This is a genomic window from Streptomyces sp. NRRL F-2580, from assembly GCF_000720115.1.
In the GTDB taxonomy this organism is placed as follows: Bacteria; Actinomycetota; Actinomycetes; order Streptomycetales; family Streptomycetaceae; genus Streptomyces.
Map to the genome: position 1 here is coordinate 23,429 of NZ_JOIR01000008.1, position 24,158 is coordinate 47,586.

The 24,158-nt window shown below is 71.6% G+C and carries 23 protein-coding genes; 7 read left to right on the top strand and 16 right to left on the bottom strand.

The annotated features are described in order from the left end of the window. Positions 1-45 precede the first annotated feature (45 nt). On the bottom strand, positions 46-1,383 hold the full coding sequence (locus IF88_RS0110225; RefSeq protein WP_030709504.1) for a class I SAM-dependent RNA methyltransferase: 1,338 nt from the start codon (positions 1,381-1,383) through the stop codon (positions 46-48). A 92-nt stretch (positions 1,384-1,475) separates the two neighbouring features. Next, positions 1,476-3,530 carry an APC family permease gene (locus IF88_RS0110230; RefSeq protein ID WP_030709506.1) on the bottom strand — a complete coding sequence of 685 codons (2,055 nt, stop codon included), beginning with the start codon at positions 3,528-3,530 and terminating at the stop codon, positions 1,476-1,478. Positions 3,531-3,750: 220 nt separating this feature from the next. Here IF88_RS0110230 and IF88_RS0110235 point away from each other — a divergent pair, with 220 nt between their 5' ends. Next, complete coding sequence (locus tag IF88_RS0110235; RefSeq protein ID WP_030385679.1) at positions 3,751-4,419, top strand: potassium channel family protein; 669 nt, start codon at positions 3,751-3,753, stop codon at positions 4,417-4,419. After that, positions 4,416-5,078 (top strand): potassium channel family protein, encoded by a 663-nt coding sequence (locus IF88_RS0110240; protein ID WP_030709508.1) that lies wholly within the window; start codon positions 4,416-4,418, stop codon positions 5,076-5,078. Before IF88_RS0110235 ends, IF88_RS0110240 begins: the two co-directional genes overlap by 4 nt. Positions 5,079-5,415: 337 nt before the next feature. Here the strand turns inward: IF88_RS0110240 and IF88_RS0110245 are convergent, their stop codons facing one another. The 7 genes from IF88_RS0110245 to IF88_RS0110275 all read right to left on the bottom strand — a co-directional run bounded on the left by IF88_RS0110245 (position 5,416) and on the right by IF88_RS0110275 (position 11,979). Further along, complete coding sequence (locus tag IF88_RS0110245; RefSeq protein ID WP_030709510.1) at positions 5,416-6,141, bottom strand: DUF3159 domain-containing protein; 726 nt, start codon at positions 6,139-6,141, stop codon at positions 5,416-5,418. Positions 6,142-6,144: 3 nt separating this feature from the next. Next, positions 6,145-6,564, bottom strand: coding sequence for an OB-fold nucleic acid binding domain-containing protein (locus IF88_RS0110250; RefSeq protein ID WP_078892815.1), 420 nt, complete (start codon positions 6,562-6,564; stop codon positions 6,145-6,147). Between the two features lie 25 nt (positions 6,565-6,589). Then, the gene (locus IF88_RS0110255; RefSeq protein ID WP_030709514.1) at positions 6,590-7,276 is read right to left on the bottom strand and encodes a response regulator; all 687 of its coding nucleotides are present in this window, start codon (positions 7,274-7,276) and stop codon (positions 6,590-6,592) included. Further along, positions 7,273-9,855, bottom strand: coding sequence for a sensor histidine kinase (locus tag IF88_RS0110260; protein ID WP_078892828.1), 2,583 nt, complete (start codon positions 9,853-9,855; stop codon positions 7,273-7,275). Before IF88_RS0110260 ends, IF88_RS0110255 begins: the two co-directional genes overlap by 4 nt. A 207-nt stretch (positions 9,856-10,062) precedes the next feature. Next, positions 10,063-10,848 (bottom strand): DUF3710 domain-containing protein, encoded by a 786-nt coding sequence (locus IF88_RS0110265; protein WP_030709518.1) that lies wholly within the window; start codon positions 10,846-10,848, stop codon positions 10,063-10,065. A gap of 1 nt (position 10,849) precedes the next feature. Continuing rightward, entirely contained in the window at positions 10,850-11,395 is a 546-nt protein-coding gene (dut, locus tag IF88_RS0110270; protein WP_030709520.1) for a dUTP diphosphatase, read from the bottom strand. Further along, positions 11,395-11,979, bottom strand: a complete 585-nt coding sequence (locus IF88_RS0110275; protein ID WP_030709522.1) for a PaaI family thioesterase — start codon at positions 11,977-11,979, stop codon at positions 11,395-11,397. The genes dut and IF88_RS0110275 overlap by 1 nt, the downstream gene beginning before the upstream one ends. 58 nt (positions 11,980-12,037) lie before the next feature. Between IF88_RS0110275 and IF88_RS0110280 the strand changes: the two genes are divergently transcribed. Further along, the gene (locus IF88_RS0110280) at positions 12,038-12,511 is read left to right on the top strand and encodes a DUF3093 domain-containing protein (RefSeq protein ID WP_030709524.1); all 474 of its coding nucleotides are present in this window, start codon (positions 12,038-12,040) and stop codon (positions 12,509-12,511) included. A 27-nt stretch (positions 12,512-12,538) separates the two neighbouring features. Here IF88_RS0110280 and IF88_RS0110285 read toward each other — a convergent pair whose 3' ends face one another. From IF88_RS0110285 to IF88_RS0110300, 4 genes are all read right to left on the bottom strand, one after another. Next, complete coding sequence (locus tag IF88_RS0110285) at positions 12,539-13,471, bottom strand: hypothetical protein (protein ID WP_030709526.1); 933 nt, start codon at positions 13,469-13,471, stop codon at positions 12,539-12,541. 12 nt (positions 13,472-13,483) lie between these two features. Then, complete coding sequence (locus IF88_RS0110290; RefSeq protein ID WP_030036261.1) at positions 13,484-13,780, bottom strand: DUF4193 domain-containing protein; 297 nt, start codon at positions 13,778-13,780, stop codon at positions 13,484-13,486. 381 nt (positions 13,781-14,161) lie between these two features. Further along, positions 14,162-15,403 (bottom strand): sensor histidine kinase, encoded by a 1,242-nt coding sequence (locus IF88_RS0110295; protein WP_030709530.1) that lies wholly within the window; start codon positions 15,401-15,403, stop codon positions 14,162-14,164. A gap of 3 nt (positions 15,404-15,406) precedes the next feature. After that, complete coding sequence (locus IF88_RS0110300) at positions 15,407-16,060, bottom strand: response regulator transcription factor (RefSeq protein ID WP_030008767.1); 654 nt, start codon at positions 16,058-16,060, stop codon at positions 15,407-15,409. A 245-nt stretch (positions 16,061-16,305) separates the two neighbouring features. Between IF88_RS0110300 and IF88_RS0110305 the strand changes: the two genes are divergently transcribed. Next, entirely contained in the window at positions 16,306-16,485 is a 180-nt protein-coding gene (locus IF88_RS0110305; RefSeq protein ID WP_030709532.1) for a hypothetical protein, read from the top strand. A 151-nt stretch (positions 16,486-16,636) separates the two neighbouring features. Here the strand turns inward: IF88_RS0110305 and IF88_RS0110310 are convergent, their stop codons facing one another. After that, positions 16,637-17,440 (bottom strand): inositol monophosphatase family protein, encoded by an 804-nt coding sequence (locus IF88_RS0110310; RefSeq protein ID WP_420710932.1) that lies wholly within the window; start codon positions 17,438-17,440, stop codon positions 16,637-16,639. A gap of 11 nt (positions 17,441-17,451) precedes the next feature. Further along, on the bottom strand, positions 17,452-18,606 hold the full coding sequence (locus tag IF88_RS0110315) for a ferrochelatase (protein ID WP_030709537.1): 1,155 nt from the start codon (positions 18,604-18,606) through the stop codon (positions 17,452-17,454). Positions 18,607-18,777: 171 nt separating this feature from the next. Here IF88_RS0110315 and IF88_RS0110320 point away from each other — a divergent pair, with 171 nt between their 5' ends. The 3 genes from IF88_RS0110320 to sepH all read left to right on the top strand — a co-directional run bounded on the left by IF88_RS0110320 (position 18,778) and on the right by sepH (position 23,205). Continuing rightward, complete coding sequence (locus tag IF88_RS0110320) at positions 18,778-20,043, top strand: MFS transporter (RefSeq protein ID WP_030709539.1); 1,266 nt, start codon at positions 18,778-18,780, stop codon at positions 20,041-20,043. Next, positions 19,985-21,322, top strand: a complete 1,338-nt coding sequence (locus tag IF88_RS0110325) for a D-arabinono-1,4-lactone oxidase (RefSeq protein WP_030709540.1) — start codon at positions 19,985-19,987, stop codon at positions 21,320-21,322. Before IF88_RS0110320 ends, IF88_RS0110325 begins: the two co-directional genes overlap by 59 nt. Before the next feature lie 824 nt (positions 21,323-22,146). Continuing rightward, the gene (gene sepH, locus IF88_RS0110330; RefSeq protein WP_199808054.1) at positions 22,147-23,205 is read left to right on the top strand and encodes a septation protein SepH; all 1,059 of its coding nucleotides are present in this window, start codon (positions 22,147-22,149) and stop codon (positions 23,203-23,205) included. A 49-nt stretch (positions 23,206-23,254) separates the two neighbouring features. Here sepH and IF88_RS0110335 read toward each other — a convergent pair whose 3' ends face one another. Further along, positions 23,255-24,100, bottom strand: a complete 846-nt coding sequence (locus tag IF88_RS0110335) for a sulfurtransferase (protein WP_030709543.1) — start codon at positions 24,098-24,100, stop codon at positions 23,255-23,257. Between the last annotated feature and the right edge of the window lie 58 nt (positions 24,101-24,158).

The window sequence follows — 24,158 nt, forward strand, 5'->3', positions numbered from 1 at the left end:
GTAACGCCCAAAGTGCATATAAGGCCCACTAGCCGAACCTGCAGATCAGGCGCCCTTCGCGATCGGCTCCAGGATCGCCACGCACTCCACGTGGTGCGTCATCGGGAAGAGGTCGAAGACGCGCAGGGTGCGGACCTTGTAGCCGTTCTCCTTGAAGTAGCCCAGGTCGCGGGCCAGGGCTGCCGGGTCGCACGCCACGTACGCGACGCGGCGGGCCGAGAGGCCCGCGATGTGGCGGACCGTCTGCTTGCCGGCGCCCGCGCGGGGCGGGTCCAGGACGACCAGGTCGCACTCGGTGATCCCGGTCTTCGGGAGGATCTGCTCGACCTTGCCCTGCTCCACGCGGACCCGCGGGAAGTCGGCCAGGTTGTGCCGGGCGTCCTCGACCGCGCGCTTCGTCGACTCGATGCCGAGTACCGCGCCCGTCTCGCCGAGGCGCTCCGCCAGCGCGCCCGCGAAGATGCCGACGCCGCAGTACAGGTCGAGGGCCATCTCGCCCTTGCGCGGCATCAGGCCCTGCATGACGGCCTTGATGAGTGTGTCGGCGGCCTGCGGGTGGACCTGCCAGAAGCCGCCCATGCCCACGCGGTACGTACGGCCGTCCGCGCGCTCCCGCACGAAGGGGCGGCCGTGGACGCGGTGCACGCCGCCGTCCTTCTCCTCGACCCGCAGGACCGAGACCGGCTTGTCCAGCTCGACGAGCGGGAGGCGGCCGCCGGGGCGGGGGGTGAGGACGACCTGCCGGTCCTGGGAGCCTGTCGCCGCGATGGCCTCGACCGTGGCCATCTGCGGCCAGTCCTGCTGCTCGATGCCCAGCTCGGTGACGCCCGGCGCCGCGATCATGCACTGGTCGATCAGCTCGATGTCGTGCGAGCGGTGCTTGCGCAGGCCGACGCGGCCGTCCTCGTCGATCGCGAACTGCACGCGGGTGCGCCACTGCGGCACCTGACCGGCCGGCAGCTTGTCGCCCTCGGCGGGCATCACGGTGCCGTCCCAGCCGGCTTCCTCCGGGGTGAGGCCGGCGAGCCGCTTCAGCTGCTCGGCGACGACCTCGCCCTTGAGCCGGCGCTGGGCGCCGGGCTTGGCGTGCTGCCAGTCGCAGCCGCCGCACTTGCCGGGGCCGGCGTACGGACAGGGGGCCTCGACGCGGTCCTTGGAGGCGTCGAGCACGGTGATCGCGTCGGCGCGCAGGTAGCGGGAGTCGACGTCGCCCTCGGTGACCTTCGCGACGACCTTCTCGCCGGGCAGGGTGTGGCGGACGAACAGGACGCGGCCGTCCTCGGTCCGGGCGATGCAGTGCCCGCCGTGCGCGACGGGGCCGACCTCGACCTCGTACTCCTCCCCCACCAGTGACTGCTTCTCGTTCTGCTCGGCGCTCGTCATGGTGGGAAGACTCCAAAAACCTGAAACGGGAAACGGCCGGACGACCGACCCACCAGTTTACGTGGATCTCGTCCGGCCGTTCACCAACCGGTTCAGCGCTTGGAGGCGGACTCCTTCGGGGGCCGCTGGGTGTCCACCGGGCCGCGGCGCACGGCGCCCGGGGCGTTCCAGTCCTGGCGCTTCTTCGCCCGCTTCTTGGCGAGCTCCGAGGACTCCAGCTGATAGGGCACCGAGGTGACCATCACACCCGGCGTGAAGAGCAGCCGGCCCTTGAGGCGCAGGGCGCTCTGGTTGTGCAGCAGGTGCTCGTACCAGCGTCCGACGACGTACTCCGGGATGTAGACGCTGACGGCGTCGCGCGGGTTCTCGCTGCGCAGGCCCTTCACGTACTCGACCACCGGGCGGGTGATCTCCCGGTACGGCGAGTCGAGGATCTTGAGCGGAACGTTGATCCCGCGCCGGTCCCACTCGTCGCGCAGTGCCTTGGTCTCGGCCGGGTCGACGCTGATGCTGAGCGCTTCCAGGGTGTCCGAGCGGGTCAGCTTGGCGAAGGCCAGGGCCCGCAGCGTGGGCTTGTGGACCTTGGAGACCAGGACGATGGAGTGGACGCGGGAGGGCCGCACGCTGTCGTCGCTGGGGCCCTCGGCGGCGGCGATCTCGGCGGAGACGCGGTCGTAGTGCTTCCGGATCGCGCTCATGGTGCCGTAGAAGATCAGCATGCCGAGCAGGGCCACCCACGCGCCGTGGGTGAACTTGGTGGCGAGGACGATGACCAGCACCATGCCGGTGAAGAAGGCGCCGAAGGCGTTGATCGCCCGGGAGCGGTGCATCCGACGGCGGGCGGCGGCGTCGCGCTCCGTCTTCAGGTGGCGGTTCCAGTGCCGGACCATGCCGATCTGGCTCAGCGTGAAGGAGACGAACACGCCGACGATGTAGAGCTGGATCAGCTTGGTCGAGTCCGCTTCGTAGATCCAGACGAGCAGGATCGCGGCGCCGGCGAGGAGCACGATGCCGTTGGAGAAGGCGAGCCTGTCACCCCGGGTGTGCAGCTGGCGCGGCAGGTAGCGGTCCTGCGCGAGGATCGAACCGAGCAGCGGGAAGCCGTTGTACGCGGTGTTCGCCGCGAGGAAGAGCACCAGCGCGGTGGCCGCGGCGAGCAGGATGAAGAGGAAGCTGCCATCACCGAAGACGGCCTCGGCCACCTGCGAGATCACCGGGTTCTGGATGTACTCGGGGCCGACCGGGACGCCGTTCGCCAGCAGGTCCTCGGCGGGGTTCTCGGCCATCCTCACGTCGCTGGCCATGGCCAGGCCGATGATCCCGCAGAACATGGTGACCGCCAGGCCGCCCATGTAGGCCAGGGTGGACGCGGCGTTCTTGCTCTTCGGCTTGCGGAAGGCGGGTACGCCGTTGCTGATGGCCTCGACGCCGGTCAGGGCCGCACAGCCGGACGAGAAGGCCCTCAGCAGCAGGAAGACCATCGCGAAACCGGCCAGCCCCTGTTGCTCGGGTTTGATCTCGAGGTCGGCGGTCGGTGCCGTCAGGGTCTCGCCGAGGACGATGCCCTTCCAGGCACCCCAGCCGATCATGACGAATACGGCGGCGACGAAGATATAGGTCGGGATCGCGAAGAGCTTGCCGGATTCCTTCACACCGCGCAGGTTCATCAGCGTGAGCAGAAGGATCATGACGGTCGCCGAGAGCACCTTGTGCTCGATGACGAAATGCACCGCGGAGCCGAGGTTCTCGACTCCGGAGGAGATCGACACGGCGACGGTCAGGACGTAGTCGACGAGCAGGGCGCTCGCCACGGTCAGGCCGGCCTTGGGTCCGAGGTTCGTGTTGGCGACCTCGTAGTCCCCGCCACCGCTCGGGTAGGCGTGGACGTTCTGGCGGTACGACGCGACGACCGTGAACATCAGCACGACGACCGCGAGCGCGATCCAGGGGCTGAAATGGTACGCCGACACGCCCGCGATCGACAGGACCAGCAGGACCTCGCCAGGGGCATATGCCACCGAGGAGAGCGGGTCGGACGCGAAGACAGGAAGGGCGATCCGCTTGGGAAGGAGTGTTTCTCCGAGGCGGTCGCTGCGTAGCGCCCGGCCGATCAGGATCCGTTTGGGCACGTCGGTCAGTTTGGACACGCAGAGGATCGTAAGCGTTCGAAATCAACCTGACGAACCCCGCACCCCCTTACACCGCAATCCCGCCGCAATTCCTCCCCGACCGCGCCACGACTGCCGCGCAAGGGGCCCCACCGGTGACCGCCCGTGTGTAGCTTGGGCCATGGTCTGAGACCCTGTTAAACCAGAGCATGCAATGAGGCTGGGAACCAGCGAGTCGCTGACAGCCGGAAGGACGGCCGTGCACATCGTCATTATGGGCTGCGGAAGAGTGGGCTCCGCCCTCGCGCAAACCCTGGAACAGCAGGGACATACGGTCGCCGTCGTCGACCAGGACCCCACCGCATTCCGCCGGCTCGGCGCCGGATTCGGCGGTCGCCGCGTCACCGGGGTCGGCTTCGACCAGGACACCCTGAGGGAGGCGGGAATCGAGGACGCGGGCGCCTTCGCCGCCGTCAGCAGTGGTGACAATTCCAACATCATCGCCGCCCGCGTGGCCCGGGAAATGTTCGGCGTCGAGAACGTCGCCGCCCGCATCTACGACCCCAAGCGCGCCGAGGTTTACCAGCGCCTCGGCATCCCCACGGTCGCCACCGTGCGGTGGACCGCCGATCAGATGCTGCGCCGGCTGCTGCCGTCGGGCGCCGAGCCGCTGTGGCGCGACCCGAGTGGCGGCGTGCAGCTCGCCGAGGTGCACACCTCCGCCGCGTGGATCGGGCACAAGGTCAGCAAGCTCCAGGAGGAGACCGGCGTCCGCGTCGCCTTCCTCACCCGCTTGGGCGAGGCCATGCTGCCCACGTCGGCGACCGTCCTCCAGGAGGGCGACCTCGTCCACGTGATGATGCGCACGGACGAGATCGACAAGGTCGAGGCGGCGTTCGCCGAAGGTCCTGAGGAGGCACACGCATGAGGGTCGCGATCGCCGGGGCAGGCGCGGTGGGTCGCTCCATCGCGGGCGAACTGCTGGAGAACGGCCACGAGGTGCTTCTGGTCGACAAGGCGCCGACCGCCATCTCGGTGGAGCGGGTGCCGCAGGCCGAGTGGCTGCTGGCCGACGCCTGCGAGATCACCTCGCTCGACGAGGCGGCGCTCCAGCGCTGCAACGTGGTCATCGCGGCGACCGGCGACGACAAGGTCAACCTCGTCGTCTCGCTGCTCGCCAAGACCGAGTACGGGGTGCCGCGCGTGGTGGCCCGTGTGAACAACCCCAAGAACGAGTGGCTCTTCAACGAGTCCTGGGGCGTCGACGTGGCCGTCTCCACGCCGCGCCTGATGTCGGCCCTGGTCGAGGAGGCCGTCAGCGTCGGCGACCTGGTGCGGCTGCTGCGCTTCAGCCACGGCGACGCCAACCTCGTCGAGCTGACCCTGCCGGCCGACTCCTCGGTCGCGGGCACCCAGATCAGCGAGATCACCTGGCCCGAGGACACCTCGCTGGTCACGATCATCCGCGGCAACCGGGTGCTCACCCCGCACGGCGAGGAGACCCTGGAGCCGGGCGACGAGCTCCTCTTCGTGGCCGCCCAGGCCCGCGAGGAGCAGCTGGAGGACCTCCTCCAGGCCCGCGGCTAGCCCTTGGCCCTGCGGTCACGCTCGACGACGAAGGGGGCGCGCCCCGCAGGGCGCGCCCCCTTCGGGCTTCCCGCCCTCGGGCCGGCCCGACACGAACGCCCGCTCCCGGGCACGTCGCGGACCGTGGACGGCCCCGGCGGCCCCGGCGGCCGCGCGCCACGGGCCCGGCCGCGCGCCGCAGGCCGCCGGCGTCTGCGGGCTCACCCTGCGCCCACAGACGCGCTCCCGCCGCCAGGATGGCGCACGCAGTGCCGCCCGGCGGGCGGGGCCCGGCAGCACGAAAGGGGCGGAACCGGCCATCCGGGCCGGTCCCGCCCCTTTCGTCAGCTGTGGGCCCTCAGGCCTTCGGCCCCTTGGCGGCGGCCTCCGCAGCCTCCTTCGCCTCCCACTCCGCGATCACGTCGATCGGCGGCGGCGCCTTCGCCAGGAAGACCCAGGTGAAGTACACCGCGAGCACTATCGGCGGCAGCTTCAGCCCGATCAGCACCCAGCCCAGCTGCGTCGCGTCACCCCACCAGTACAGCGGGAAGAGGATCGCGTACTTGGCGAGGAAGATCAGGCCCCAGGCCAGGCTGGCCTTGGTGTACGCCTTCTTGCGCCCGGGGTTGCGGGTGCGCCAGGACAGGTTCTCCTTGAACACCGGGCCCAGGATCACGCCCAGCAGCGGGAAGCCCACCAGCGCGGAGAGCGTGAAGGCCACCCCGAGCCCGGCCCCGTAGATCATGCCCGGCAGGTAGAAGCCCTTCGGGCTGCCCGTGAAGAGGGCGAAGGCCACGCCCACACCCACGCCGAAGACCCCGCTGAAGGCGTGCTTCACCGTGTCCTTGCGCAGCAGCCGGACGATCACCAGGAGCACCGCGACGGCGCCCGCGGCGAAGGCGGACCACTTCAGGTCCTTGTTGATCGTGTAGATCATGACGAAGAGCAACCCGGGGAGCATCGTCTCCACGGTGCCCCGGATGCCTCCGAAGGCGTCGAACAGCGCCGCCTGCGTCACCGCGCTCTGGTCCTCGGACGGCGTGGCGGCGGGTTCCGGGGGGGTCGGTTTGTCGAATGACGTCACCGGTCAGTGCTCCTGTCCGAGCGGTCGGAGTTCGTACTTCGGGTTGAAGAGCACCCGACGGCCATGACTCATCGAGATGCGCCCGGAGGCGATCATGCGTCGTCCCGGCTCGATTCCCACGATCGAGCGACGCCCGAGCCAGACCACGTCCAGGGCGGCGGAGCCGTCGAAGAGCTCCGCTTCCAGCGCGGGGACGCCCGCCCGCGGCCGCAGGGTGACGGTACGCAGGGTTCCGGTCACCTTGACTATCTGGCGGTCGTGGCAGTCGCAGATACGCGTGCACCCCGCGGCTTCTGCGTCCTCCTGCAGCTCCGCCGAATGCAGCTCCTCCTGCGACGTGGACAGCCGCTCGATCATCCGGCGGAACCGGCCCGCCGGCCTGGCCGGCTTCGCGAGCTTCTCGGGACGCGGTTCAGCACTCATACAAGGAAGCCTACCGGCGTGCCCACTACCTCTCGAAGCGGTATCCCATGCCCGGTTCGGTGATGAAGTGCCGGGGGTGCGAGGGTTCCGCCTCCAGCTTGCGCCGCAGTTGGGCCATGTAGACCCGCAGATAGTTGGTCTCGGTGCCGTACGACGGCCCCCAGACCTCCTGGAGCAGCTGCTTCTGGCCGACCAGCTTGCCGCCGTTGCGGACCAGCACCTCCAGCAGGTGCCACTCGGTCGGCGTCAGGCGTACGTCGCGCCCCTCGCGCACGGCCTTCTTCGCGGCCAGGTCCACCGTGAAGCCCTCGGTCTCCACGATCACCTCGTCCTCGCCGGAACCGGCCGAGGGTTCGGCGCGGCGGACGGCGGCGCGCAGCCGGGCCAGCAGCTCGTCCATGCCGAAGGGCTTGGTGACGTAGTCGTCGGCCCCCGCGTCCAGCGCCTCGACCTTCTCGTCGGAGGTCTGGCGGGCGGAGAGGACCAGGATCGGCACCCGGGTCCAGCCCCGCAGGCCCTTGATCACCTCGATGCCGTCCATGTCGGGGAGTCCGAGGTCGAGGACGACCACGTCGGGGTGGCGGGCCGCCGCGAGCTCCAGCGCGCTCGCGCCGTCGGCCGCGGCGTCCACCTCGTACTGGCGGGCCTTCAGGTTGATCACAAGGGCTCGGACGATCTGCGGCTCGTCTTCCACCACGAGCACCCGGGTCATTGAGGTCCTGCCTTCTGTCGTGTCATCCGATCACTGTCGTGATCTCGTTCCATGGGTTCCACCGGTTCAACGGGTCCGGGGGGCACCGCCCGCAGGGTGAGCACCATCGTCAGCCCTCCGCCGGGGGTGTCCTCGGCCGTCAGGGTGCCGTCCATGGCCTCGGCGAATCCGCGGGCGACCGCGAGCCCGAGGCCCACTCCGGACCCGCGCGGGGCGTCACCGTGCCGCTGGAAGGGGGCGAAGATCCGGTCCCTGGCCTCCTCGGGGACCCCCGGCCCGCGGTCGACGACCCGTACCTCGACGCGGTCGCCGAGGCAGCTGGCCGCCACCAGCACCGGTTGCCCGGGCGGGCTGTACTTGACGGCGTTCTCCACCACGTTGGCGACGGACCGCTCCAGCAGCCCCGGGTCCACCGCCACCATGGGCAGCGTCTCGGGCACGTCCAGCAGCACGCTGTCCTCCGGTACGCCGCCCAGCGCCATCGGGACCACCTCGTCGAGGTAGATCTCCCGGATGAGCGGGGTGACGGTGCCGGTCTGCAGCCGGGACATGTCGAGCAGGTTGCCCACGAGGTGGTCGAGGCGGTCGGCGCCCTCCTCAATGCCTTCCAGGAGCTCCGCCCGGTCCTGCTCGGACCACTCCACGTCGTCGGAGCGCAAGGAGCTCACGGAGGCCTTGATGGAGGCCAGCGGCGTACGGAGGTCATGGCTGACGGCGGCCAGCAGCGCGGTCCGGATCCGGTTCCCCTCGGCCAGCCGGCGGGCCTCCTCGGCCTCGCCGACCAGCCGCTGGCGGTCCAGGACCACGGCCGCCTGGGCCGCGAAGGCACCCAGCACCCGGCGGTCCTCGGCGGGCAGGACCCGCCCGGACAGGGCCAGCGCCATGTGGTCGCCGATGGGCATGTCCACATCGGCGTCCTCGGGCCGCTCGGCGGGGCGCGGGCCGACGCTGCCGGCCGGCTTCCAGGGGTCCACGTCGTTCTCCCGCTCCAGCAGGGCCACCGACTCCATCGCGAAGGTCTCTCGCACCCGCTCCAGCAGCGCGTCCAGCGTGGTCTCGCCGCGCAGCACGCTGCCGGCCAGGAAGGAGAGGATCTCGGACTCGGCGCGCAGCCGGGCCGCCTGGTGGGTGCGCCGCGCGGCCAGATCGACCACGGACGCCACGGAGACGGCCACGCCGACGAAGACGGCGATGGCGACGATGTTCCGGGCGTCGGAGACGGCGAACCGGTGCAGCGGCGGGGCGAAGTAGTAGTTCAGCAGCAGGGAGCCGACGGCGGCGGAGGCGAGGGCCGGCCAGAGGCCGCCGAGCAGCGCCGCCGCGACCGTCAGCGCCAGGAAGAGCAGCATGTCGTTGGCGAGGCCGGGGTCCCACGCGACATGCGTCAGCAGCAGGCACAGCAACGGCGGGAAGACCACGCCCACCAGCCAGCCGGCGAGGATCCGGGGCCGCCCGAGCCGGGCCGCCGAGCGCACCACGGGCAGGCCGCGCCCCTTGGCGACCTCCTCGTGCGTGACGATGTGCACGTCGAGGTCGGGTCCGGAGTCGCGGGCCACGCTCGCGCCGACGCCGGGGCCGAAGACGTACTGCCACGAGCGGCGGCGGCTGGAGCCGAGCACGATCTGGGTGGCGTTGACCCCGCGCGCGAACTCCAGCAGCGCGTCCGGAATGTCGTCGCCGATCACATGGTGAAACGTTCCGCCCAGGTCCTCGACCAGGGTCCGCTGGACCGCGAGCTCCTTCGGCGAGGCCGCGGTCAGCCCGTCGCTGCGGGCGATGTAGACGGCGAGGAGCTCGCTGCCCGAGCCCTTGGCCGCCATCCGCGAGGCGCGCCGGACGAGCGTGCGCCCCTCCGGCCCGCCGGTCAGCCCGACGACGATCCGCTCGCGCGCCTGCCAGGTCGAGCGGATGCCGTGCTCGCCCCGGTACTGCTGGAGGTACTCGTCCGCCCGGTCGGCGACCCACAGCAGCGCCAGCTCGCGCAGGGCCGTGAGGTTGCCGGGCCGGAAGTAGTTGGACAGGGCCGCGTCGACCTTCTCGGGCTTGTATATGTTCCCGTGCGCCATCCGCCGGCGCAGCGCCTGCGGGGACATGTCGACCAGCTCGATCTGGTCGGCCCGGCGGACCACCTCGTCGGGCACGGTCTCCCGCTGCCGCACCCCGGTGATCGACTCGACCACGTCCCCCAGGGACTCCAGGTGCTGGATGTTGACCGTGGACACGACGTCGATCCCGGCCCGCAGCAGCTCCTCGACGTCCTGCCAGCGCTTGGCGTTGCGCGAGCCGGGCACGTTGGTGTGCGCGAGTTCGTCGACGAGCGCGATGGCGGGGCCGCGGGCGAGCAGCGCGTCCACGTCCATCTCGGTGAAGGAGGCTCCGCGGTAGGTGAGGGCCTTGCGCTCCACCCGTTCGAGACCGTGCAGCATGACCTCCGTGCGCGGCCGCCCGTGGTGCTCGACGAAGCCGACGACGAGGTCCGCGCCCCGCTCCACCCTGCGGTGGCCCTCGGAGAGCATCGCGTAGGTCTTGCCCACACCGGGTGCCGCGCCGAGATAGATCCTGAGCTTGCCGCGTCCCATGCGCCCATTCTCGGGGACGTCCGGGACGACCATGCCCCGATCACCGCCCGGGCGCCGATCCCTGACGGATCCCTGACGCCGCGGGCGGGGTCCCCGCGCGGCGGGCACGGGCGGGCGCGCGAAGACCGGTGGGCCCCACCCCGAAGGAGTGGGGCCCACCGGCCGAAAACATGCGACGGCCCCCTGTGCGCACGGGGCCGTCCGAGGTCAGCGGACCTCGGTGATCTCCGGGCCGCGCTCCAGCTGGCCCATGCCGCCGCCGAAGCGGGAGCCTTCCTGCTCCTCCGTCTGCACGCCGTCCGGCACCATCTGGGCGTCGTTCGGCAGCTTCAGGACGATCGGGTCGCGGGGGGCCATCGGGCCGTCGCCGCGGACGACGACGGTGTCCCGGAAGATCTGCTCCAGCACGCCCGCCGACTCGGGGCGCACCGCGCCCTGGCCGGAGATGACGCCGCGCAGGAACCAGCGCGGACCGTCGACGCCGACGAAGCGGACCAGCTGGGCGCCGGTCTGTCCGTCCGGGAGCGGTACGGGCACCTGTGCGCGCAGCTCCCAGCCCAGCGAACCCTGGGCCTCGTCGATGATGCCGCCCTGCTGGGTGATGCCCGCGGCGATCTCTTCGCGGACCTCGCCCCAGATGCCTTCCTTCTTGGGCGCGGCGAAGGCCTGCAGCTGCACGGCACTGTCGCCCAGGACCACGGTCGCGGCCACGATCGCGTCACCCGCGACCTCGACGCGCAGTTCCATGCCCTCGACACCGGGTACGAGGATGCCGCCCAGGTCGACCCGGCCGTCGGCCGGGTTCCCGAGCACCTCGGAGACGTCCCACGGGCCGTCGGGCCGCGGGGCGGGAGGCAGGTTCACGCGGCGCGGCGTGGCAGCGCCGTCCTGCTCGCCCGCGTCGTCCGGCTCACCGGAGCCGACGCCGTCTACGACCTGCTCGGCCGCGCCGCCGTCCTTGGCGGAGTCGTTCTTCTTGCGACGTCCGAACACGTCACTGTCCTTCCCGGTCGGTTACGACCGAAGCGTAGCCATTCCCACCCTGCTGACCAGCCCCGGATCCGGCCACGGCCGCATGACCGCCGGTGGAGCCGAAGCCCCCCTCGGCCCGGGCCGAGCCGGGAAGTTCCGCCACCTCGTGGAAGCGCACCTTCTCGACCCGCTGGACAACCAGCTGGGCAATGCGGTCGAAACGCTCGAACCGGACGCTCTCGCGAGGGTCGAGATTGACCACGATCACCTTGATCTCCCCACGGTACCCGGCATCCACCGTCCCCGGGGCATTCACGAGGGCTAGCCCGCAGCGTGCGGCCAGGCCGGACCTGGGGTGCACGAACGCCGCGTACCCGTCGGGCAGGGCGATGGACACTCCGGTGGGCAGCACGGTCCGCTCGCCGGGCGCCAGCTCCGCGGCCTGGGTCGTCACCAGGTCGCAGCCGGCGTCGCCGGGGTGGCCGTACGCGGGAATGGGGACCTCCGGATCGACGCGGCGGATCAGCACGTCGACCTCGTGGCGGGGTCCGTTGTGGTTCAGGGACATCAGGGGTTCACCTCGAAGGCGCGTGCGCGCCTGACCTGGTCCGGGTCGGCCATCGCCGCCCGGATCTCCTCGGGCCGACCGTTGTCGATGAAGTGGTCGACCTTCACCTCGATGAAGAGGGCGTCGGCGCGCACGGCGACCGGGCCCTGCGGGCCGCCTATCCGGCCGACGGCGGTGCAGTAGATCTTCCGCCCGGCGACGGCGGTGACCTCGGCCTCCAGGTACAGCACGGTGTCCACGGGCACGGGCCGTACGAAGTCGGTCTCCAGCCGCCCCGTCACCGCGATGACGCGCAGCAGCCAGTTCAGGGAGCCCAGCGTCTCGTCGAGCGCGGTGGCGAGCACGCCGCCGTGGGCGAGGCCGGGAGCGCCCTGGTGTGCGGGCTTGACGGTGAACTCGGCGGTGACGCGCACGCCCTCGCCCGCGCGGGCCTCCAGGTGGAGGCCGTGCGGCTGGCCCTCGCCGCAGCCGAAACAGTGCTCGTAGTGCGCACCGAGGAGCTCTCCGGGTGCCGGGGCATCGGGGTGCCGGACCGGCGCCGTGGCATCGGCCGGGGGCGTCAACGCTGTGTTTCGTCCACTCACAGCCGCAGACCTTACCCGCGCGGCTACCCACCGGTCGCCCCGTGGCAGGCTTGAGCTCATGCAGCTCTCCCCCGCGCACCACGACGAACGTCTGACCGCCCCCCGCTCCTGGTGGGGCATCGCCGTACTGACCGGCCTCGCGTGCGCGCTGATGCTGCTGCCGCTGGGCACGATGCCGCTGCTGGCCGGCCTGGTCGGGGGCACCGCGCTGAGCGGACTGCTGGTGAGCTCGTACGGTTCCGCGCGCGTGCGCGTGGTGAACGGGGCGCTGGCGGTCGGCGAGGCGCGGATCCCGGTGACCGCGCTGGGTGAGCCGGAGGTGCTGGACGCCGAGGAGTCGCGCGCCTGGCGCACGCACAAGGCGGACACGCGCGCCTTCATGCTGCTGCGCAGTTACGTGCCGACCGCGGTCCGCGTCGAGGTCACCGACCCCGCGGACCCGACCCCGTACGTCTACGTCTCCACCCGCGAGCCCGCGGCCCTGGTCGCGGCGATCCGCGCGGCGAAGGCCCGGGCCGTCCCGTCCGAGTAGCGCCCGCGCGCCCGGCTGCGGCCGGTCTCAGCCGTGGGTGCCCGGCTCCCCACCCTCGAGTGCGGCCCTGGTGGCCTCGGGAAGGGGCTGTGTGGGCTGCTCCAGGGGCGGCAGGGCGGGCAGGGCATCCCACGCCACGGCCCTGCGGCGCAGGTCGCCACGGACCTTCTCGGCGAGTTTGCGGGTGTCGCGCCGGTTCATGACCGCGCCGACGGCGGCGCCCACCATGAACGGCATCAGGTTCGGAAGGTTGCGGAACATCCGCTTCATGATCTGCTGTCGCAGTTCGCGCTTCATCTGCCCGCCGAGCGCCGCGTTCAGCGTGGTCGGCTTGGTCAGGTCGACCCCGCGCTCCTCCGTCCAGGAGGTCAGGTAGGCGTAGCTGCGCTGCCGGAGGCTGCCGGGCGCGCGGAGCCCGTAGACCTCGTGGAGTTCGGCGATGAGCTTCAGCTCGATCGCGGCGACCCCGGTGATCTCCGCGGCCAGCTCCGCCGGCATCGCGGGCGGGACGGGCAGCATGGCCGCCGCGCCGATCCCGGCGCCGACGGTCGAGGTGGCGTTGGCGGCGCCCGAGATCAGCTTGTCGGCAAGCTGCTCGGGGCCGAGGCCCGGGAACTGCGCGCGCAGGGTCGCGAGGTCCCGAACGGGAACGCGCGGTGCGTTCTCGATGACCCTCTCGGTGATGTAGAGGGCGGCGTGCCTGACACCTTCGCCGCCCTTGCGTACACCCTTCTTGACGGCTTGCAGCCGACGGGCCCCGGGCCTGGGCCGGGCCCCCTCGCCGGGCTCTGTGACCGACGGCACCGCCGGGGCGGTGTCGGAGGGCACGGCGATCGCTTCACTGGCGGAGCCGCCGGGGCCTCCGGAACCCGTTTCCGGGTCCGGGGGTGCCACCTGCGCCTCCGCCGGATCACCAGACTTCCGGAAGCGTCGCCTCCGAAAGGGTGTCGAGCCAGCCACGGCCGACGCCTCTCAGTCGCAGTCGCGACAGATCGGCTGACCGTTCTTCTCGCGCGCCAGCTGGCTGCGGTGATGCACCAGGAAGCAGCTCATGCAGGTGAACTCATCGGCCTGCTTGGGCAGGACCCGGACGGCCAGCTCCTCATTGGAGAGGTCCGCGCCGGGAAGCTCCAGGCTCTCGGCCGAGTCGAATTCGTCCATGTCCACGGACGAGGACGACTTCTCGTTACGTCGGGCCTTCAGCTCTTCAATGCTGTCGTTGTCGACGTCGTCGTCTGTCTTGCGCGGGGTGTCGTAGTCCGTTGCCATTGTTCGCTCTCCCCCTCTGGGTGTTAGCGGTGTCTCAGCGCACGTAACGCACGAGAGGCCGGACTTGTGCCCGACCTGAGGCGGAGATTTTGCCTCACATCAAGGTCTGTTACTCAATCGACACCCAGCCGCCCACCTGAAGGGCGATTGGCTGGGATGACGACCGGGACCGTACACGGTCCGAGGGCCGTCTTGCACAAACGCCACCCCGTGTATTTCCCGCCATACAGGGGGCCGGAAACCCGGACTTCCCGGGCTTTCCGGCCGCCCCAGGGTCACTGAACGCACATGCACCGACACTCGCCACTGTGATCGATCACACAGGAGCAATTGCTTTCAGAGGGCAAGCATTCAGCCAGCAGCGAACACGGAGTGCGAGACTCACAAGGGAAGAGTGACACGCATCACGAGGCCACCGCCTTCCCGGGGGGTCGTCTGGATCCTTCCGCCGTGTGCGCGCGCCACGGAGCGCGCGATCGACAGGCCCAGCCCGACACCCTTGTCACTGCCCGTGCGCTCCGTACGCAGCCGCCTGAAGGGCTCGAAGAGGTTGTCCACCTCGTACGCGGGAACAACGGGACCCGTGTTCGATACCAGGAGGACCGCCTGACCGTGCTGGACCTCGGTGGTGACCTCCACCCAGCCCGCCTCCGGCACGTTGTACCGGACGGCGTTCTGCACCAGGTTGAGGGCGATCCGCTCCAGCAGCACGCCGTTGCCCTGGACCACGGCCGGCGCGCGCTCGCCGCGGATCTCCACGCCCTTCGCCTCGGCCTCGCCCCGCACCTGGTCGACGGCGCGCGAGGCGACCTCCGCCAGGTCCACGGGCTTGCGCTCCACTATCTGGTTCTCGCTGCGGGCCAGCAGCAGCAGGCCCTCGACCAGCTGCTCGCTGCGCTCGTTCGTGGCGAGCAGGGTCTTCCCCAGCTGCTGGAGCTCCACCGGGGCCCCCGGATCGGAGAGGTGCACCTCCAGCAGGGTCCGGTTGATCGCGAGCGGCGTGCGCAGCTCGTGCGAGGCGTTCGCGACGAACCTCTGCTGCGCTGTGAAGGCCCGCTCCAGCCGGTCGAGCATCTCGTCGAAGGTGTCGGCGAGCTCCTTGAGCTCGTCGTCCGGCCCGTCCAGCTCGATCCGCCGGGTCAGGTCGGTGCCGACCACCCGGCGGGCGGTACGGGTGATCTTGCCCAGCGGCGAGAGCACCCGGCCGGCCATCGCGTAGCCGAACGCGAAGGCGATGATGCTCAGCCCCAGCAGGGCCATGAGCGAGCGGCTCAGCAGGTCGTCCAGGGCGTGCCGGCGCTGTTCCAGCGCGCAGGCCTTCATCGCGGTGTTGAACTGTTCGAGCTGGTTGATCCTCGACACCGGGCAGGTGGTGCTGGTGACCTGGACGTTCTGGCCGTCGACGATCTCGTACATGAGGGCGTTGCCCTGCCGCAGCGCCTGTGCCGCCAGCAGGTAGATGATCGACAGCAACAGGATGCCCGCGATCAGGAACATCCCGCCGTAGAGCAGCGTGAGGCGTATCCGGATCGTCGGGCGCAGCCACGGGAAGGGACCCTCGGGCTGGCCGGGGTCCCAGGTCGGTTTCGGTGGCGCCGCCGGGGGCGCCGGGCTGGTTGCCACGCGTCAGATCCGGTATCCGGAACCGGGCACGGTGACGATGACCGGCGGCTCCCCGAGCTTGCGCCGCAGGGTCATGACCGTCACCCGTACGACGTTGGTGAACGGGTCGGTGTTCTCGTCCCAGGCCTTCTCCAGCAGCTGCTCGGCGGAGACGACGGTCCCCTCGCTGCGCATGAGGACCTCCAGCACCGCGAACTCCTTCGGCGCCAGCTGCACCTCCTTGCCCTCGCGGAACACCTCGCGCCGGTTCGGGTCCAGCTTGATCCCGGCACGCTCCAGTACGGGCGGCAGCGCGACCGTGGTGCGCCGGCCGAGGGCCCGTACGCGGGCGGTCAGCTCGGTGAAGGCGAAGGGCTTGGGCAGGTAGTCGTCCGCCCCGAGCTCCAGGCCCTCCACCCGGTCGCTGACGTCACCCGAGGCGGTCAGCATGAGCACGCGGGTGGGCATGCCGAGCTCGACGATCTTCCGGCACACGTCGTCGCCGTGCACGAGCGGGAGGTCCCGGTCGAGCACGACCACGTCGTAGTCGTTCACGCCGACCCGCTCCAGGGCGGCGGCGCCGTCGTACACGACGTCCACGGCCATGGCCTCCCGGCGCAGTCCGGTGGCCACCGCATCGGCGAGCAGCTGCTCGTCCTCGACGACGAGTACGCGCACGTCGTTTCCTTCCTCCGAGCCCAGAAGGGCACACGTGTATTGCGTCGTCCATCCTGCACGTTTCGGCCGTAAACCGGCTGTAAGGCGGCTCGTGGAGGGGCTCACGGTACGGAAGTGAGGATTCCCTGGCCTTGAGAGGTTTCTGCGCCCGGAGCGCCGGGGAGGACGTCACCACACCCCATCCACTCCCTGACGGCGGACAGCCACGTGCCGCCGCCGACCCACGAAGAGGGGGCGAACCCATCATGGACGCATTCACCGCGGGTCTCCTGCAGCGCATCAGGGCGACGCAGTCGGACCTCATGCACGCCCGCGAGACGGGCGACGACTTCCTCGCGGAAGTGGAACAGGCGGAGCTGGAAGACCTCCAGCGCCTCGCCGCCGAGCACGGGGTGCCGGTCACGGCCACCGTGCCCGCCTGCTGACCTGACCTTGCCGACCCGACCCGAGCCGACCTGCTGATCCCTCACGGCTCCCGCACGGCGCGAACCCCGGCCGCCCTCTCGGGCAGCCGGGGTTCGCGTGCTTCCGGCGACTGCGGCCCGCCCCGACCGGGCCGGGGCGCCGCGGGACCGGTCAGTCGTGCCAGGCCCCGGACTCCTCCAGCAGCGGCTGCATCGAGGCGAACACCGCGGGGGTGGCCGCCAGCGTCAGCTCCCCCGAGGCCCGCTCCCCCGGCCGGCCGCCCGTCACGGCCCCTGCCTCCCGCGCGATCAGCTCGCCGGCGGCCAGGTCCCAGGGGTTCAGCCCCCGCTCGTAGTACCCGTCCAGCCGCCCGGCGGCCACGTCGCACAGGTCCAGCGCCGCCGACCCGCCCCGCCGGATGTCCCGTACCAGCGGGATGATCCGGGCCGCGATCTCGGCCTGGTGGGCCCGCCGGGTCTGCACGTACGCGAAGCCCGTGCCGAGCAGTGCCTGGTCCAGCGGCGCCGCCGGCCGGCACGCGAGGCGCGCCGTGCCCAGCCAGGCCCCGCCGCCGAGCACCGCGTGGTACGTCTCCCCGCGCATGGGCGCCGCCACGACGCCCACCACGGTCTCGCCGTCGTACTCGGCGGCGATGGACACGCCCCAGCTCGGGAGCCCGTAGAGGTAGTTCACGGTGCCGTCGAGCGGGTCGACGACCCAGCGGACCCCGCTGGTCCCCGGGGTGTCCGCGCCCTCCTCGCCCAGCAGCCCGTCCTCGGGCCGCCGCTCGGCGAGGATGCCGGTGATCAGCTTCTCCGCCGCGATGTCCATCTCGGTCACCACGTCGATCGGGCTGCTCTTGGTCGCCGCCACCGCCAGATCGGCCGGCCGGCCGTCGCGCAGCAGAGCCCCGGCCTGGCGGGCGGCCTCCAGGCCCACGTCCAGCAGTTCGGCCTTCAGCTCTTCGGAGATCACGGTTCCTCTTCCTACGCGTACGGACTGTCGGCGCCCGCGGCCGCCGGCCGGGGGCTGCGCGCCGGGCAACAGCCCACCGCGCACAGGTCGTGGCTCTGCCCCAGCGTGCCCACCCAGCACTCCGCGGCGCGCTCCCCGCGTTCCTTGGCGGCCCGCTCCAGCACCAGCTCCCGTACGGCCCCGGCGAACACCGGATCGGCGCCGACGGTCGCGGAGCGCGCGACGGGCAGGCCCAGTTCGGCCGCCTTGGCGGTGGCCTCGGTGTCCAGGTCGTACAGGACTTCCATGTGGTCGGAGACGAAGCCGATGGGCACCATCACGACGGCGGGGGCGCCCTCGGCGTGCAGGGCCTCCAGGTGGTCGCAGATGTCCGGCTCCAGCCACGGGATGTGCGGGGCGCCGCTGCGGGACTGGTAGACGAGCTGCCACGGGTGCGCGGTCCCGGTCTTCACGGCCACCTCGTCCGCGATCACCCGGGCGACGTCGAGGTGCTGCTTGACGTAGGCGCCGCCCTCGCCGCCCCCGGTGTGGTCCTCCACGGGGCCGGAGGCGTCCGCGGCGGCCGTCGGGATGGAGTGCGTGGTGAAGGCGAGGTGGGCCCCGCCCCGGACCTCCTCGGGCAGCGAGGCGAGCGAGGCGAGCACCCCGTCGATCATGGGCTGTACGAAGCCGGGGTGGTTGAAGTAGTGCCGCAGCTTGTCGACCTGCGGCAGCTCCAGCCCCTCCTCGGCGAGGGTGGCCAGCGCGTCGGCCAGGTTCTCGCGGTACTGCCGGCAGCCCGAGTACGAGGCGTACGCGCTGGTCGCCAGCACCGCGATCCGGCGCCGGCCGTCGGCGACCATCTCCCGCATCACGTCGGTCAGGTACGGGGCCCAGTTCCGGTTGCCCCAGTAGACCGGCAGGTCCAGCCCGTGCCCGGCGAAGTCCTTGCGCAGCGCGTCCAGCAGCGCGCGGTTCTGCCCGTTGATCGGGCTGACCCCGCCGAAGCCGAAGTAGTGCTGCCCGACCTCCTTGAGCCGCTCGCGCGGGATGCCGCGACCGCGCGTGACGTTCTCCAGGAACGGCACGACGTCGTCGGGTCCCTCGGGGCCGCCGAAGGACAGCAGCAGGAGGGCGTCGTACGGGGCGGCGGGCCCGCCGGCGGGCGGGAGGAGCTGGTCTGACATGCCTCGAATCCTGCCACCCGGCGTCCCCGCGGGAGAAGCGGCCCGGCCAGGAGCAGCCCGGCGACAAAGGTAAGGTAAACCTTAGTTCCGAGTCCGGAACCTTCCCCCGTGCGGGGGCCCCGTAGGCGGTCGTAACCTGTATGGGCCCACGACGTCCCTTACGGAGGGCCCTTGCCCAGTCCCTATCGCGCCATTTTCTCGGCCCCCGGCACCAAGGGGTTCAGCGCCGCCGGCCTCATTGGCCGACTGCCGATATCCATGGTCGGCGTGGGCATCCTGACGATGATCTCCGAGATCACCGGTCGCTACGCCATGGCCAGCGCGCTCACCGGCACGCTGGCGCTGGCCGCCGCGGTCATCGGCCCCCAGGTCTCCCGGCTCGTGGACCAGTACGGCCAACGGCGCGTCCTGCGTCCCGCGACCCTGATCTCCGTCGCGGCGGTCACCGGGCTGCTGCTGGCCGCCGCGAACGGCCTGCCGGACTGGACGCTCTTCGTCTGCGCCGCGATCGCCGGCTGCGTGCCCAGCGTCGGCTCGATGATCCGTGCCCGCTGGACCGTCATCTACCGGGACTCACCGCGCGACCTGCACACCGCGTACTCCTTCGAGTCGGTGGTGGACGAGGTCTGCTTCATCTTCGGCCCGATCCTCGCCATCGGACTGTCCACCACCTGGTTCCCGGAGGCCGGGCCGCTGATCGCCGCCGTCTGCCTGATGGTCGGCGTGTGGCTGCTCACCGCCCAGACCTCCACGGAGCCCGCCCCGCACCCGCACGACGAGAGCGCGGAACGCACCTCGGCCCTGCGCTCGCCCGGCCTGCAGGTGCTGACGGCCACCTTCGTGGCGACCGGCGCGATCTTCGGCTCCATCGACGTGGCCACCCTGGCCTTCGCGGGGGAGCAGGGCAGCAAGTCCTCGGCGAGCTTCATCCTGGCCGTCTGGGCCCTCGGTTCCTGCCTGGCCGGCATCGTGTTCGGCCTGCTGCATCTCAAAGGCCGGACTGAACGCCGTTGGATACTGGGCGTATGTGCGATGGCCGTGAGTATGATCCCCCTCCTACTGGCCGGGAACCTTCCGTTTCTGGCCGTGGCGCTCTTCGTCTCGGGCCTCGCCATCGCTCCCACGATGATCACCACGATGGCCCTGATCGAGGCGCACGTACCACACGCGAAGCTGACCGAGGGCATGACCTGGATCAGCACCGGCCTCGCGGTCGGCATCGCGGTCGGGTCCTCCGTGACCGGCTGGGTCGTGGACGCGGCCGGCGCGCGGACCGGGTACGTCGTCTCCATCTCGGCGGGGGTGGCCGCGGCGGCGGTTGCGTTCGCGGGATACCGCCGGCTGACGAGGCCGGCGCAAGGGGAGGAGCCCTCTAGCGATGGCGACGGCGACAGCGGGGACAGCAGGGAACAGCAGGCCGGCCACCACGTGGCATAACTGGGCGGGCAACGTCACCGCCACGCCCGCCCGCGTGGTGACCCCGGCCTCGGTCGGGGAGCTCCAGGAGGCGGTCCGCCGGGCCGCCGAAGAGGGACTGCGGGTGAAGGCGGTCGGCACCGGCCACTCCTTCACCGCGGCCGCCGCGACCGACGGGGTGCTCGTACGCCCCCAAGCCCTGGCCGGGATCCGGGCCGTCGACCGGACCGCCGGCACCGTCACGGTGGAGGCGGGCACGACCCTCAAGGAGCTGAACCGGGCCCTCGCCCGGGAGGGCCTGTCGCTGACCAACATGGGCGACATCATGGAGCAGACGGTCTCCGGCGCCACCAGCACCGGCACCCACGGCACCGGCCGCGACTCGGCCTCCATCGCCGCCCAGATCCGCGGCCTGGAGCTGGTCACCGCCGACGGCCGGCTGCTCATCTGCTCCGAGAAGGAGAATCCCGAGGTCTTCGCAGCGGCCCGGATCGGCATCGGCGCGCTCGGCATCGTCACCGCGATCACCTTCGCCGTCGAGCCGCTCTTCTTCCTGACCGCCCGTGAGGAGCCCATGGGGTTCGACCGGGTGACCTCGGAGTTCGAGGAGCACTTCGCGGAGAACGAGCACTTCGAGTTCTACTGGTTCCCGCACACCGGCAACTGCAACACCAAGCGGAACAACCGCAGCCAGGGCCCCGCCGCCCCGCCCGGACCCGTGAGCGCCTGGGTCGAGGACGAGCTCCTCTCCAACGGCCTCTTCCAGGTGGTGAACTCGCTGGGCCGCGCCGTGCCCGCCACCATCCCCTCCATCGCCCGCGTGGCCAGCCGCGCCCTGTCCGCGCGCACCTACACGGACATCCCGTACAAGGTGTTCACCAGCCCGCGGCGGGTGCGGTTCGTGGAAATGGAGTACGCCCTCCCGCGCGAGCGGGTGGTCGAGGCGCTGCGGGAGCTGCGCGCGATGGTCGACCGCTCCGGGCTGCGGATCAGCTTCCCCGTGGAGGTGCGGACGGCTCCGGCGGACGACATCGCGCTGTCGACGGCCTCGGGGCGCGAGACGGCGTACGTCGCGGTGCACATGTACAAGGGCACGCCGTACCAGGCCTACTTCACGGCGGCCGAGCGCATCTTCACCGCGCACGGCGGCCGGCCGCACTGGGGCAAGGTGCACACCCGGGACGCGGAGTACTTCGCGCAGGTCTATCCGCGGTTCGGCGAGTTCACCGCGCTGCGGGACCGGCTCGACCCGGGCCGGGTCTTCGGAAACGACTACCTGCGGCGCGTCCTGGGCGACTGAGGTCCGGCCGGAGCCACTCGGCTCAGGGGGTGTCACGTGGCGTCAGGGAGCGCTCTGTCGTGCCGCCGGTGTCGACGCGTCAGGACTCGGCGGCGGGGTCGGCGGCGCGGGTGTCGGCGTGGGCGTCCGCTTCGAGGGGGGGCCGGGCGTCTGGCCCCCCGAACCGGAGGGCCGGGGTCGGGGCGCGGACTCCCGCTCGCGTCGTGGCCCGGGCTCGGGCCCGGGCCGCCGGGCGTGGGCCGCCCACGCCCCCCGGGAAGAGCCCCGGCGGGCGACGGGAAGGGCGGCAGGACCCCCGGGCCGGGGGTCCTGCGTCCTCTTCCGACCCGTCGACATCCCGTGTGTGTCCCGCCTCTCACGCTTCTCCTCTTCCAGCAGTTACTGACCGCTGACCGAAGCGGATAGTTCCGTTTCGGGTGATTCTGTGAAGCAAGACACCCGAAATCGGACGCCGGGTGCAGGTGGGACCCGACGGAGGGCACGCCAACTCCCGCCGTCCGGGAGAAGTTCGGCGGCGCGGCGGTCCACCCAGGTGGCCCGAATGGAGTACTGTGGCGAGCCCTGGGGCCGTCCTTCCTTTCGGATGTCCGGACTCGGGAGAGGGGGCCGACTGATGGAGAACGGCACTCAAGACCGGTGATGCCGCGGTATTGCACGGGCTCCTGCTGCGCACAGTAACCGTTCGGTCACTGTGCGTGCCCAACAGGTAACCGTGCCATAACGGCGATCAAGGGCGCATGCCCGACACGCCGGTTTAACTCGGCAAGGTTGTGGCAGGCTGCACCCGGGCAGGCCACACTCGACTAGCGGAAGCAGCGACGCACGTGACGTCGGCAGGCACCACCCGGGAGGTCCCCATGCCCGAACTGCGTGTCGTGGCCGTCTCAAATGACGGCACACGACTGGTGCTCAAGGCTGGGGACAGCACGGAGTACACGCTTCCGATCGACGAACGGCTGCGGGCTGCCGTGCGCAACGACCGCGCGCGCCTGAACCAGATCGAGATCGAGGTCGAGAGCCACCTCCGCCCCCGCGACATCCAGGCCCGCATACGAGCCGGTGCCTCCGCGGAGGAGGTCGCTCAACTCGCCGGCATCCCCGTCGACCGCGTACGCCGCTTCGAGGGCCCCGTGCTCGCCGAGCGCGCCTTCATGGCCGAGCGGGCCCGCAAGACCCCCGTGCGCCGCCCCGGCGAGAACACCGGGCCGCAGCTCGGCGAGGCCGTGCAGGAGCGGCTGACCCTGCGCGGGGCCGAGAAGGAATCCGTGCAGTGGGACTCCTGGCGCCGCGACGACGGCACCTGGGAGGTCCTCCTCGTCTACCGGGTCGCGGGCGAGCCGCACTCGGCGAGCTGGACCTACGACCCGCCCCGCCGGCTGGTCGTGGCCGTGGACGACGAGGCCCGTTCCCTGATCGGCGAGTCCGAGGACCTGCCGGCGACGCCGGAGCCGAGCTTCCCCTTCGTGCCGAGGATCGCGCGGCTGCCGCGCGACCGTCCGCTGGACCGCGCCCTGGACCGGCAGCTGGAGCGGCCGGACAGCAGGCCGGCGCCCGCACCGGACCCGGAGGAGGAGCGGGACACTCTGACGAGCCTGCTGGAGGCGGTCCCGAGCTTCCGAGGCGACATGGTGGTCCCCGAGCGCACCGACGCCCCGGCGACGGAGCCGGAAGCGGAGGAGCCGCCGGCCCCCGCCGCCTCGGCGGGCGCGGGCTCCGCGTACGCCGACGTCCTGATGCCCCGCACGGTGGCGGGCCACCGCGACCGCCTGACCGGCACCACCGACCGCCAGGCCGAGGCCGACGGGGTCCGCCCCGGGCGTCGCGCGGCGGTGCCGAGCTGGGACGAGATCGTCTTCGGCACCCGCCGCAAGAAGCAGGAGTAGCACCGCCGCCGGGGTCGACCCGGCGGCGGTACGCCTGCCTGCAGACCCGCTACTGGGGGTCGGGGCCCGTGGCCACCGGGCGGGCCGGGTCCGAGGACCACTCCGACCAGCTGCCCGCGTAGAGGTCGGACGCGATGCCGGCCACCTCCAGCGCGAGGACCTCATGGGCTCCGGAGACGCCCGAGCCGCAGTACACGCCCACCGGGCCGCCCCCGGAGGCGCCGAGCCCCTCGAACCGGGCCCGCAACGCGTCCGCGGGCAGGAAGCGGCCGTCCGCGCCCACGTTCTCCGTGGTCGGCGCCGACAGGGCGCCCGGGATGTGGCCGCCGACCGGGTCGATCGGCTCGACCTCGCCTCGGTACCTCTCCCCCGCCCGTGCGTCGAGGAGTACCCCTTCGCGCGCCCGTACGGCCGCCGCGTCCGCGTCCAGCAGCCCCACCGCACCCGGAGTTGGCTTGAAATCGCCCTCCTCGGGAGTCACCCGATCGGCCGTCACCCCACCTCCGGCCGCCGTCCACGCGGTCAATCCCCCGTCCAGGACCCGCACGTTCGGGTGACCTGTCCAGCGCAGCAGCCACCACGCCCGGGCGGCCGCCCAGCCCTGGCCGCCGTCGTACACAACGACGGGGACGCCCGCCGAGACGCCGGCCCGCCGCATCACCGCCCCGAAGGCCTCCGGGTCCGGCAGCGGGTGGCGCCCGCCGGCCCCCGGCGGACCTGCCAGTTCGCGGTCGAGGTCGACGTACACCGCGCCGGGCAGGTGCCCGGCCTCGTACGCGGGCCGCTGGTCGGGGCCGCCGAGCTGCCAGCGGACGTCCAGCAGCACCGGCGGCCGGGGACCCGCCAGCTCGTTCCTCAGTTCGGCGGCGGAGAGGATCGCATGTTTCGCAGTCATGCCGGCCATCTTCCTCTCCGCCCGAAACCGGCGTAACAAGCCCGTCATTGGCGGGGCA